10 protein-coding genes and 2 pseudogenes are annotated in these 13,072 nt (G+C 35.8%); all 12 read left to right on the top strand.

The annotated features are described in order from the left end of the window. The first annotated feature begins 211 nt into the window (after positions 1–211). The 12 genes and pseudogenes from rfaH (at position 212) to gmd (ending at position 13,045) form a co-directional block, all read left to right on the top strand. Entirely contained in the window at positions 212–700 is a 489-nt protein-coding gene (gene rfaH / locus P4S61_RS10420; protein ID WP_337118238.1) for a transcription/translation regulatory transformer protein RfaH, read from the top strand. Positions 701–1,029: 329 nt separating this feature from the next. Continuing rightward, positions 1,030–1,418, top strand: a pseudogene (locus P4S61_RS10425) (four helix bundle protein). Positions 1,419–2,000: 582 nt separating this feature from the next. Then, complete coding sequence (locus P4S61_RS10430; protein WP_182759035.1) at positions 2,001–3,119, top strand: polysaccharide export protein; 1,119 nt, start codon at positions 2,001–2,003, stop codon at positions 3,117–3,119. 8 nt (positions 3,120–3,127) lie between these two features. Continuing rightward, positions 3,128–3,562: a low molecular weight protein-tyrosine-phosphatase gene (locus P4S61_RS10435; protein ID WP_182759036.1), complete on the top strand. Its 435-nt coding sequence runs from the start codon at positions 3,128–3,130 to the stop codon at positions 3,560–3,562. A gap of 14 nt (positions 3,563–3,576) precedes the next feature. Beyond that, positions 3,577–5,811, top strand: a complete 2,235-nt coding sequence (locus P4S61_RS10440; protein ID WP_337118239.1) for a polysaccharide biosynthesis tyrosine autokinase — start codon at positions 3,577–3,579, stop codon at positions 5,809–5,811. Between the two features lie 597 nt (positions 5,812–6,408). Further along, positions 6,409–7,362, top strand: a complete 954-nt coding sequence (locus P4S61_RS10445; protein WP_442961591.1) for a sugar transferase — start codon at positions 6,409–6,411, stop codon at positions 7,360–7,362. Further along, the gene (locus P4S61_RS10450) at positions 7,362–8,111 is read left to right on the top strand and encodes a glycosyltransferase family 2 protein (protein ID WP_337118240.1); all 750 of its coding nucleotides are present in this window, start codon (positions 7,362–7,364) and stop codon (positions 8,109–8,111) included. The genes P4S61_RS10445 and P4S61_RS10450 overlap by 1 nt, the downstream gene beginning before the upstream one ends. A gap of 268 nt (positions 8,112–8,379) precedes the next feature. Beyond that, on the top strand, positions 8,380–8,961 hold the full coding sequence (locus tag P4S61_RS10455) for an alpha-1,2-fucosyltransferase (RefSeq protein WP_337118241.1): 582 nt from the start codon (positions 8,380–8,382) through the stop codon (positions 8,959–8,961). A gap of 829 nt (positions 8,962–9,790) precedes the next feature. After that, positions 9,791–11,098: a hypothetical protein gene (locus P4S61_RS10460; RefSeq protein WP_337118242.1), complete on the top strand. Its 1,308-nt coding sequence runs from the start codon at positions 9,791–9,793 to the stop codon at positions 11,096–11,098. A 4-nt stretch (positions 11,099–11,102) separates the two neighbouring features. Continuing rightward, a complete protein-coding gene (locus P4S61_RS10465; protein ID WP_337118243.1) occupies positions 11,103–11,453 on the top strand; it encodes a hypothetical protein in 351 nt (116 codons plus the stop codon). A gap of 135 nt (positions 11,454–11,588) precedes the next feature. Beyond that, positions 11,589–11,918, top strand: coding sequence for a hypothetical protein (locus P4S61_RS10470; protein ID WP_337118244.1), 330 nt, complete (start codon positions 11,589–11,591; stop codon positions 11,916–11,918). Between the two features lie 12 nt (positions 11,919–11,930). Beyond that, positions 11,931–13,045, top strand: a pseudogene (gene gmd / locus P4S61_RS10475) (GDP-mannose 4,6-dehydratase). The last annotated feature ends 27 nt before the right edge of the window (positions 13,046–13,072 follow it).

The raw sequence follows: 13,072 nt of genomic DNA on the forward strand, positions 1-13,072 counted from the left end.
GAAACGCCCAACAGGTTGGTTTAAAAGCGATTTATACTGCGTTATTGATTTTAATAATAGAACAACTATTACTTGCAATCAATGCCTTGCCTAAATCGCTTTTAATTCCAACTGAAACTTGCAACTTGAGGTGGTTTGGGTATAAAATCCCCACCGTCTGAAATAATGACAACAAGGTCTCAGGCAAAAAGTCAGTATTTTAGGGATTGATATGGATAGTTGGTACTTATTATTTTGTAAATCAAGGCAAGAAGCTCGTGCCCAAGTTAATTTACAAAACCAAGGGATTGAAGCTTTTTTTCCTCAGCTACAAAAACAACAGCTAATTAAAGGTCGTCGTACTTTTAAGCAATCTGCTGTGTTTCCTAATTATTTATTTGTTCGCTTAAATCCTCAAACCGGTAACTTTGCTGCGGTAAAAAACACCCGTGGTATAAGTGGTTTTGTGTCGTATGGTGCATCGTATCAATTAGTACCTGATCAACTTATCAAAGAATTAAAAAATTTCGAGCTAACGCAAGATAATAATAGCTTACCGGAACTAGGTGATTTAGTGTGTCTAAATAATGGCTCGTTTAAAGACGTACAAGCAATATTTAAAGAGCCCGACGGCGATATGCGCAGTATATTGTTAGTCAACCTACTCAATAAACAAATAGAGATGAGCGTAGATAACTGCGACGTAAGAAAAGTAGGTTAAAAGTTTTAAGTTAAAGGTTAAAGGCACTAGGGAAAACAAAGGTACTAGGTACTAGGAGTTAGGTTTTAGGTAGAGATTAAGCCAAGCACAGTGTTAGGGTTAAGAGTAGGCGGGGCTTTATGCCGCGCAGGTAAATATTTTGTAGCAGCGGGGTTACCCCGCGTCTAAAACCTAAAATTAGAAATAAATCAGAACGTAGGAACTGTAACCTAGGGGCGGAAGCGTGCCTAAAGCAATAGGTTTTAGGAAGACAAAGGCTTTAGACTTTAGGAAAAACCTACTCTCAGCTATAGTTAATTTATGAATTTTAGCGTGTTTAGGGCATGGTTATGAAGTTTGAACAATTAGATGTCTGGAAAAGAGCTTCTGGTTAGCGTGTGATACTTATAAAGCTATTGCTAATTGCAAAGATTTTGGGTTTAAAGATCAAGTTACACGCTCTGCTATATCTATACCTTCTAACATTGCAGAGGGTGTGGAGCGCGATTCCCAAGCGGATCAAGCTAGGTTTTTATATTATGGTAAAGGTTCTGCTGGTGAACTAGTAACGCAAATATATATAGGTATAGAAATAGGCGTTATTGAAAAGTCGCGAGGCTTGGAATTAATAAGTGAAGCGAAATAGGTTGCAGCGATGCTAGCGTCATTAATTAAAATCAGAAAAGGTTGTATTAAAGAGACAGAGCCTAATTACAATATTGATGAACCTAGAACCTAGAACCTAGAACCTAGAACCTAGAACCTAGAACCTAGAACCTAGAACCTAGAACCTAGAACCTAGAACCTAGAACCTAGAACCTAGAACCTAGAACCTAGAACCTAGAACCTAGAACCTAGAACCTAGAACCTAGAACCTAGAACCTAGAACCTAGAACCTAGAACCTAGAACCTAGAACCTAGAACCTAGAACCTAGAACCTAGAACCTAGAACCTAGAACCTAGAACCTAGAACCTAGAACCTAGAACCTAGAACCTAGAACCTAGAACCTAGAACCTAGAACCTAGAACCTAGAACCTAGAACCTAGAACCTAGAACCTAGAACCTAGAACCTAGAACCTAGAACCTAGAACCTAGAACCTAGAACCTAGAACCTAGAACCTAGAACCTAGAACCTAGAACCTAGAACCTAGAACCTAGAACACTAAATTAACAAAAAAGTTAACTGCTTGCACAGTAAACGTGCAACCAACCTTGCGAAGCAAAGGTAGCCATGCTTTAATTAGCCAGCAAAAAATAACAGCAATATATTTAAAAATAAGCTGAAAGTTTTAGAATTTAATATTATTTTGGGAATAAACAATGGCGCTAAGCTGTAAAACACTTGTAGCATCACTCACGTTGCTAACAATGACAGGTTGTACAATCATCCCAGGTAGCCATTTCGAAGGAATCGAATCGGGTGAACAAACAAAAAACCTTGAACAAGACCTTGAAAAAGTAAATATTCAAATTATTGACTCATCTTTAATTTATCAGCAAAACCAATCGCGTAAAAAAACTAAGCCACCTTCGAGCCTTGATGGTTTAAATGTTAGTGATTACGAATACATACTCGGTGTAGGTGATGTACTTACCATTGGTGTATGGGATCACCCAGAATTAACCATTCCAGCAGCTGTGCAACGTACCGCAGAGTTTGATGGTTTTCGCGTGCAAGCAGACGGTACCATTACCTACGCCTATGCACCCAATATTCAGGCAGCAGGTAAAACAGTACAACAAGTACATAGCGAATTGGTTAAGCGTTTAAGCCGAGTGATTGAAGACCCGCAAGTTGATATAAAAGTGGTTGGTTTTCGTAGCCAAAAAGCGTATGTAACTGGCGAAGTAAAGCAACCAGGTATATTACCTGTTACAGAAATCCCACTCACATTGATTGATGCCTTAAACCAAGCCGGTGGTTTGACTGCAGCTGCCGATTGGCGCACGGTTACTTTTACTCGCGGCGATAAAACTGAAGTTATTAAACTTGATGATTTTTATGCACATGGCGATATTTCGCAAAACCGTTTGTTACAACATGGCGATATAGTGCATGTAAACCGTAATGACTTACAGCGTGTTTTTGTATTAGGTGATGTTAAAAAAGCAGGCTCTGTTGATGTTAATCGTTATGGTTTAAATCTTGCTGAAGCACTCAGTAATTCAGGTGGTTTAAACGAAAACACCGCCGATGCTAACGGCGTGTTTGTACTGCGTAAACGTAACCTTGAAACTGACGGTGTTATTGCCGATGTATACCAGTTGCATGCAAAAAATGTTGCAGCACTAGTGTTAGCAGAGCAATTTGAATTGCAACCACACGATATTGTATATGTAACATCGGCACCGCTTGCTCGCTGGAACCGTGTAATAAGTTTATTATTACCGTCAATCGCGACAGTTGATTCAATTGATGGCTTAACAGCAACAAACTAAGGATAACGATGTTTGATTCTATCTTAGTGGTGTGCGCTGGTAATATATGCCGCAGTCCAACCGCTGAATACGTATTAAAGAGTAAGCTAGCCGGTAAAAATGTTAAAGTATCCTCTGCGGGTTTAACGGCACTAGAAGGCAAAGCCGCTGATGTGACAGCAAAGCAGATTGCTGCAACTTATGGTATAAATATGGATGAGCACCAAGGTCGGCAGTTAACATCAAGCCTAGTTGCGCAAAATAGCGTTATTTTAGTGATGGAGCAACGCCACTTAACTGACCTGTGTAGCCGCTACCCAGAAGCGCGCGGTAAAACCTTTTTACTCGGTAAATGGCTAGGTGATAAAGAAATACCTGATCCATATAGGCAGAGTCTTGAAGCGTTTCAACACGTTTATGCATTAATCGACAGCGCCTGTAGCGCTTGGCAAAAGTATTTATAAGGATAGGCTAGTACATGAATGCTCAGCCCTCTGCGTTAGCAGCAAACAAACAAAATAGACAAGACACACAACCAAGCCAAGAAATAGACCTAATGGCGCTGTTAGGCGCTTTGATAGATCGTAAATATTTTATAATCGCCTTAACAACAGTGTTTATGGTTGTGGGTGTGATTTATGCGGTATTTTCGACCCTGGTATACCAAGCTACTGCGATGATCCAAGTAGAAGAAAGCGGTGGCTCAGTCCCTGGTTTTGACGATATGTCGGGCATGTTTGAAAGTACCTCAGCTGCGGTAACAGAGATCGAACTACTTAAATCACGCTCAGTCATTGGTGAAGCAGTAGATACATTAAAGCTTGATGTAATAGCAGAGCCTAAATTATTCCCGTTTATAGGCAGCCGTGCTTTTCGTAAGTTTAGCCCAATGAATGAAGGTGAGCTTGCCGAGCCTAGTTTTGGTGCTAGTTCATACGCTTGGGGTGGTGAGAGTATTGATGTATTTAGGTTTGATGTACCACGGTCTGCTGTAGGTAGCGAGTTTATACTTGTAGCGCAAGAAAATAATGCTGTGACATTGTTAAATGACGGAGGGGAAAAAATACTAACAGGTAAGGTTGGCCAAGAGCTAACCAACGGTAAATTTAACTTAACGATACGTGGTCTAAATGCCCGTGCCGGTACTGAATTTACAATACTACGTAAAGATCGCTTAAATACCATTCTAGATTTACAAGCTGCGATTGGTGCCAGCGAAAAAGGTAAAGATTCAGGTATCATTAACTTGAACCTACAGAGCGAGAAGCCACATTATGCTGAAAAAGTACTTGATAAAGTAGCGGGTATTTATGTACGCCGTAACGTAGAGCGTAATTCAGCCGAAGCACAAAAATCCCTTGAGTTTTTAGAAGTACAACTACCTGAGATTAAAAAACAGTTAGAATTTGCCGAACAACGTTTTAACGATTACCAAATTAAACGTCAGTCAATCAATATTACCCTTGAAACGCAAGGAGTATTAGAGCAAGTAGTTAAACTTGAAACCAAACTGCAAGAGCTTGAGTTAAAACGTCTTGAAATGAGCCGCAAGTTTAAAAAAGACCACCCAACATACCAAGGTTTAATTGAGCAAATTAGCGCGGTTAATGAGCAGAAAAAAGAACTGGTTGGTGAAGTCGGTAATCTACCAGAGACTCAACAAGAGTTACTGCGCTTAAAACGCGATGTTGAAGTCAGCAACCAAATTTATACGCTTTTACTAAGCAAAACCCAAGAGCTTGATATAGTGCGTGCAGGCACAGTCGGTAATGTACGCATTATTGACTTTGCAGAGGTGAATACCTCAAAGCCTGTAAAACCTAAAAAAGCATTGATTGTGGTTATGGCTACGATGCTGGGTTGTATGTTAGCTGTTGCGATTGTGCTAGTGCAAAAAGCCATGCATAAAGGCGTTGAAGATCCAAATGAAATAGAGGCAATTGGCCTACCAGTATACGCCAGCGTGCCGTACTCAGATTATCAAGAAAAACTCGCCGGTTTTGGTGCTCGTAAAGCCAAAAATAAACCAAAGTCGATACTTGCTCTTGATAACCCAGCTGATTTATCAATTGAGGCTTTGCGCAGCTTACGTACTAGCTTGCACTTTGCGATGATGGAAGCTAAAAATAACCTAATTGCAATTTCTGGCCCAAGCCTAGGTGTAGGTAAGTCATTTGTATCAGTTAACTTAGCAGCAGTATTGGCACAAAGCGGTAAAAAAGTACTGATAATCGATGCTGATATGCGTAAAGGGTATTTACAAACCCAGTTTGGCTTAAAGTGGGATGACGGTTTAAGTGATTACCTATCTGGGCGTTTAAACCTTGAGCAAGTAACCAAGCCTACAACAGTTGATGGGTTAAGTGTAATTACCCGCGGACAAATACCACCAAACCCATCAGAGCTATTAATGCACAGTAATTTTAGTAAGCTAGTAGAAGAGGTAAGTGCGTCATATGACATAGTAATTGTTGATACGCCACCTATTTTAGCGGTAACCGATCCGGCAATAGTTAGTGCTCATACCGGCACTACATTATTGGTAACGCGTTTTGGCCAAAACCATATTAAAGAGATCGAACTTACCCGTAATCGTTTTGAACAAAATGGCACAGATGTTAAAGGCGTAGTGTTCAATGGTGTAGTTAAAAAAGCCAGTAACGCTTACGGTTATTACGGTTACTACAACTACGAATATAAATCGGATAAATAAAAGCGTAGCTGAGGTTTTATATCGCTACAAAAAAGGTTAACAAGGTGTTAGGGGGAAGTTGAGCGAACTAGGTTCTAGGATAGTGACTAGCACCTAGCTCTAATACCTTTCATCTAGGTTTTAAAACGTAGGAGTAGGCTTTAGTCGGAGTAATATTTTAAGTTGTTTATTCGTAAAGAGGTGTTTAACTTAAGAGGTAAATAATAAGACTTATGTCTTCTCATTTACACTAATTACCTTCTCTCTGCAAAATTGTTTGTAGGCTGGACTTTGGTCCGATTGGGTAAAATGATTTAAAAGGTTCTATTGTTAGTTTAGTTAAGCTTGTAGCTAGTTGTCCGAAGCTATTTAACTTTTAATAGCCTGCTTTTGTTGCGAAGGTCTAACTATCCCCTGTGTAAAGAGCGCCTCGGTGGTACAAATATTTTGTAGGCGGGGTTCTCGGGCAGACTAGTTAAACTGATTAATTGTTTTAGAGTAGTAAAATGTTGAGTTTTTTTGTAAATATAAATCGAAAATTAAATGGTAGATAAGATGATGGGCCCTGAAGTTAAAACTAAAGAAGTTGACGAATATTTTTCCGGTGTCGATGCAAATATGTCCGGCAGTATTTTTATTACTGAAAATAGTTTTAAGTCAAAATCAGAAGCATTAAAGCAAAATGTGATTTACGTATTTTGCCCTGATGAGTGTGCAGAAAATATCGGGGCAATTATTGACGATTATTCTTTCGATATAGTTATAAATGATTACAGTATAGTTGATTTCACTAATAAAGTAGTATGCCACTATCAAAGTGCGCATTTGACAAAGCAGCAGCGTAAGTTTTTAGTTCACGCTACCGAATGTGGAGCGTGGGTTGAGCCTTTGGTCAGTTATTTAGATGATAGGCTAAAGTATACTGAGGTTCGATTACTTCATAGTAGCTACTTTTTGCACCAAAAAGCATTTTCTATTTTATCAAATAAGCGCACACAATTAGCAAAGAGATGGGTAGATGTTGTGAGTGCAATCCTTTTACTAATTATCACTATCCCTTTTTCTTTTATTGCTGCTCTCTTAATTAAGCTAGAAAGCCCAGGGCCAATTTTATTTAAGCAAAAACGCACAGGCCAATACAACAAACAGTTTGAAGTGTATAAGTTCAGATCTATGCGCAATGACGCTGAAAAAAATGGTGCACAATGGGCCTCAAAAAATGATGCGCGCGTAACAAAAGTGGGTAAATTTATCCGTAAAACGAGGATTGATGAAATTCCTCAACTAATAAACGTTTTACAAGGGAATATGTCGATAGTAGGCCCAAGGCCAGAACGTGAAGTGTTTATAAAAGATTTAGAAAAAGAGATACCGTACTACCGTTTTAGGCATGCTGTAAAACCAGGTGTAACAGGGCTTGCACAAGTTAGTTATCCATATGGAGCATCAGTTGAAGATGCAGTGTGGAAACATAAGTATGATATTCATTATATTAAACACCATTCTGTTTTATTAGATTTTAAAATTTTATTACTTACTGTGAAAACGGTTGTTTTTGGTATGGGGCGATAATGGAACAGCCATTAGTATCAATAATAATGCCAGCTTATAATGTTGAAAAATATATTAAGCAATCTATTGCATCAGTTACTTCACAATCTTATAGTAATTGGGAACTATTAATAACAGACGATCGCTCAACGGATGGAACACAAAGAATTGTAGAGGAATACGCATCAAAAGATCCTCGTATAAAACTTTTCATTAATGCTAAAAATGGTGGGGCAGGTATAGCACGTAATAATTCTATAAAACAAGCCGATGGGCGTTTTATCGCCTTTTTAGATGCGGATGACCAGTGGTTACCAGACAAGTTAACCAAACAAATTGACTTTATGATTAGTAATAATTATGCATTAACCTATACGGCTTATCAAAGGCTAAAAGACGACATACCTAAAGGTGTTGTTATGCCGCCAAGCTCTACAACGTATAAAAAACTACTGAATGGTAATGTAATCGGTTGTTTAACTGCAATATACGACACCAAAGTTCTAGGTAAACATTATATGCCTTTGATTCGTAAAAGGCAGGATATGGGCTTGTGGCTGAGTATATTAAAGCAAGTACCCAAAGCACATAGCTTGCAAGAAGTCTTAGCACTTTATCGAGTTGACTCTGGTATGACTCAAGATAAATTTAAAATATTAAAATGGCAGTGGTTATTTTATCGTGAGGTTGTAAAGCTAAATGTTTTTACAGCGACTTATCATTTTTTTATTTATTCAGTTAAAGGTTTTTTTAAACACTCAAGTAAATAGTGCTTGGCAATCAATAAGTTTGGATTATAGGGAATAAAGTGAAAAAATATATTTATTTGGCGGGAGGTTTGGGGAATAACTTATTCCAGGTGTGTTACGGCTTATACTTAGAAGAAAAGGGGTATGAAGTAATATATAAAACATTCCTTCTTGAAAAAAATATTTTTACAAAATACCTAAACTGGAGTGTTCATCAGAACCAGTTGCTAGAATCGATATTGAGGGATAAAGAGGTTGATAGGATAGCTACATTTGCTGACGTGTTTTTTTGATTAAAACTCTTTTAATTAAAAAAATAACTAAAGATAATTTATTCTCAGCGCCAAATAACTATAGCAAAAAACGTTATTATGGTTACTATGCGAAGGGAAAGCATTTAAATGAAAATATTTTTTTAAAATTAAGAAATATAATTATTAAAAATAATGACAGTAGTATTAAGCCTAAGAATGCAAATTTTTGCGCTATTCACTTAAGGCGTGGAGATTTCCCCAAAAATTATGCTCTTACTTTAGATTATTATGCCTCAGCTCTTAAATGCATAGATTGGGTGGATGAGTATATATTAGTTACTGATAGTAGAACTGTTTATGACGAAGTTAAACTAAAGCTTAAATGTAATATCCACTTATCTAGCGCCAGTAATATGAAAGATGATTTTTTTGAAATGTTTAATGCAAAGAATATTATTATGTCAAATTCTACCTTCTGCTATTGGGCAACAGTTTTAGGTGAGTCTCAGTACATAGTGCACCCCGACAAAATATCAACAGACATAGATTGGTTCTTTTATTTAAATAAAAAATCAAGCTCAATTTTTTCTACATTTGAATCAGAGCAAATAAAATGATTATTTTTCTATTTTTTTACTTTCATTACTCATGGCAATAGAAGCCTCAACATCTTTGTCTAGAATGTCAGGCTATGCTATTAAGTGCCCCGAAGGAGGTTTGATTCTTCAGTCATCATTAGCCTTACTATCTAGAATGATAATGTTTATGTTTATGCCTTTTTTGGGTTTTTTGTCTGATATAAATCAGTTGGAAAGTACATATTACTCATACATATTATTTTATTTGTTATTTCCTACGGCTCTGGGGGGGTTTACTTCTTCCGCAACAATATAATTAATCTTTACATTAACCTAATTAATAGAATAAGTATTAACGGTAGTTTTTTTAGTGGTAAAACTTCATTATTTACAAATAGCATTCATAAATTTAGAGATGATAAAGATTTAAAGCCTCTTAACTCCTTTTTATATTAGCTTTTGTTGCATATGTTCCTTATTATTTATCATGGCCATTAATTATTTTACTTCTCAATGAGTTTAATGAGTATAGAGGAATGATTTTAGGGTTAAGTTCTGTTTTTAATGGTGTTAATACAATATTATTGACGCTTTTTATAGACCCTATGCTTGTGAAGTTAGGTCGTTATAGCTCATTATTGGCAAGCATTTATTCTAAACTTGTTTTGTTGAGAATATACTCCTCACTCTTGAGCTTGTTGTTGTTTTTATTCTTTTTATTCTGTATTGAATATTAGCAAAACTATTGAGGTTTTGATGTTAAAAAATGATCTTAGGCTTGGGCTAGGCTGTTACCTTTTAATTTCTACAATTGTTGCTTTTTTAGGTTTTTTTCATTGAAAGTAAAGACCTAGTATCTGGTTTTTCTATGTTGGTAGTTATTACTTCATTGATTATAAGTGTCTTTATAATTGAAGCAAAGAAAACGAATGTAATCGAAAATGCAAATTTTTGGTTTTTTGTAGCAACAATTGGATTAATTTCAATAATCGTTTTTGGAAATGTAGCATGGGTTGACTTATTTGAGCCTAGTCTTTTAAGGGTTGATGATCCGCTAGCTATTCAAGATGCAAATAAATACGATTTGAGTGGGGTTTTATTACTTGAAAATGGTCATGGATTAGGCCATTGGCAGTCTTATGCAATAGATAGGTATATATATTTAATATATAAACTTTTTGGGGTTGAGACTATAAACGTAGCAGTAGTGAACTATTTATTAAGGTTTATTTCGACTTTGATAGCAGCAAAAACAGTCGTTGAAATAACAAATAAAAGAGCGAGTAACGCTATAGCTTTACTATTTTTTCTACCTCTAGGTTTTTACTACTCAATTATGCCAAGTAAAGAACCATTAACGCTTTTGTTTTTTTCTATTTTTATATTATTTATAATAAAATCACTTAAAAAAATTACCGTTTACAATTTGTCATTTCTTTTCCTTAGCTTGCTAGCTCTATCTGCTATTCGCTTGAACCTAGGAGTTTTTTGCTTAATTACTTTACTGATTACTTTATTTGTTTTTTTGGACACAAAAAGAGATAAGTTTATAGCGTTTGTTTTAAGTCTATTGTTATTTTTACCAATAAATTATTTGGCCTTAGCCTTACTAAATATATCTTTGATTGATTTAGCTTTTAAATATGAAAATATCTTTGATGTGAGCTCCAGAATTGATGATATTTCTAAAAGTGGTATTTCTGGTGCTATTAAAAATCTTTCAGGTAGTTTTGGCTTGTTAGGTTACATTGTTTTTTTACCTCTTAAAATGTTAATAGTTTTGTTATCACCTTTTCCTATATTTAATGTTGATATTACAGCTGCCTTTTCAGTCTCTGGTTTGAAAGGTAAAGAAGTTGTAAATAATACATATAATATATTTGCAACCCTAAGTGGCTTAATTAATGTTTTTTTCTTATTGCCCTTGATTTCTGCTTTTAAAAAATCCTACTTATCAAAAGAGAAAGAAGTAAAGGCTTTCTCAGTTGTTACCATAGTTGTGTTTGCAATAATTTCTTTAATATATGTATCAGGTTTTACTAGGATTAGAACCTTGTTTGAAATGTTGCTTTTTATGCTCATAATTATTAATTTCAAATATAATTATAAGAGTTTAATATTTTCAACTATGTTTATTGTAACCTCTATTTTTATAAATTTTATTATCAAGGTTTAATGTAATGTTTGATATTGTAACTGTTTGTACTGGTTTAGATTTAAATAACATTCAAGTGTGTATAAAAGGGCTTAAAGAAAATTTACAATTTAATAAAATTTATATTATTACAAATAATACATCACTAGTACCTTGTGAGGATAATGTTGTAGCAATTGATGAAAATGATATTGTAAGTGCAGATCTAGCAAATGAGCTAAAAAATATGAATGTTCCATTCTTTCCAAAGCGCTTTGGTTGGTATTATCAGCAATTTCTAAAGATTGAATTTTCTAGATCTAAATATTGTGATTCCGATTATTTGATCTCGGGATGCAGACACGATTTTACTAAAACCTATAGTGTTTATGGATAATGGTAATTATTTGTATACTCAGGGAATGAAGTTTTAAATAAACCTTATGTAGATACATTTAAGACTTTGCTAGGTTTGGATTACTATTATTCAACTTCTATGATAAGCCAGCACTTATACGTTAATAGAAACGTAATGATTAATATGATAAATGATGTTGAAATTAGACATGGTAAGTGTTTTTCTATAGCTGTATTAGAAAGTCTTCAAGGGGATACCCCTAGCTTGTTTAGTGAGTATGAGACATATATAAATTATCATGCTGCTAAAAACATAAATAATATACAAACTATTGAGAGAGTTTGGTTCAGGAATGCGGCAGCAATATGTGGCTTTAATGCACAGTACAGTGAATTAAAGGCTAAGTTTAAAAGCTGCGACTTTGTAGCTTTAGAAAAGTTTGATTTAACTTTTAAAGGCAAATTAAAAGCATATCTAAAATATCTTAAGTTTTTATTAAATTAATTTGGAAGAAAAATGAAAAAAGCTTTAATTACAGGCGTTACAGGTCAAGATGGCTCTTATCTTGCTGAGTTTTTATTAGATAAAGGCTATGAGGTTCACGGTATCAAACGCCGTGCATCGAGTTTTAACACACAGCGCGTAGATCATATTTACCAAGATATCCATGAAGAAAATCCTAAGTTTTTTTACATTATGGTGATTTGACTGATACATCTAACTTAACGCGCATTTTAAAAGAAGTGCAGCCGGATGAAGTCTATAATTTAGGTGCGCAAAGTCACGTGGCTGTATCATTTGAAGCACCTGAATACACTGCAGATGTTGATGCTATTGGAACCTTAAGGTTGTTAGAGGCTATTCGTTTTTTAGGGCTTGAAAAGAAAACTAAATTTTACCAAGCATCTACCTCTGAGCTTTACGGTGAAGTACAAGAGATTCCGCAAAAAGAAACAACGCCATTTCACCCACGCTCACCTTATGCAGTTGCTAAAATGTATGCTTACTGGATTGCGGTTAATTATCGCGAGTCATATGGGATGTATGCGTGTAACGGTATTTTATTTAACCATGAATCACCGCGTCGTGGTGAGACTTTTGTAACACGTAAAATTACCCGTGGTTTAGCTAATATCTCTCAAGGGTTAGAAAAGTGTTTGTATCTAGGTAATATGGATGCATTACGTGATTGGGGCCATGCAAAAGACTATGTTCGTATGCAATGGATGATGTTACAACAAGATAAGCCAGAAGACTTTGTTATTGCAACAGGTAAACAAATTTCGGTACGTGAGTTTGTAACTTTATCAGCTAAAGAGCTAGGTGTTACTTTAGAGTTTACTGGTGAAGGGGTTGATGAAATTGCAACTGTTGCAGCTATTGAAGGCGATAATGCACATGCCCTTAAAGTAGGTGATGTAATAGTACGTGTTGACCCGCGCTACTTCCGCCCAGCTGAGGTTGAAACTCTATTAGGTGATCCATCAAAAGCGAAAGAAAAATTGGGCTGGGTCCCTGAAATAACTGTAGAAGAAATGTGTGTGGAAATGGTTCAGAATGATTTAGCTAAAGCTAAGCAACATGCCATATTGAAGTCACATGGCTATGATATAAGTGTTTCTGTCGAGTAATTAAAGTTTAGTATATTACAACCCAGC

Source organism: Pseudoalteromonas sp. B160, from assembly GCF_037162485.1.
In the GTDB taxonomy this organism is placed as follows: Bacteria; Pseudomonadota; Gammaproteobacteria; order Enterobacterales; family Alteromonadaceae; genus Pseudoalteromonas; species Pseudoalteromonas rhizosphaerae.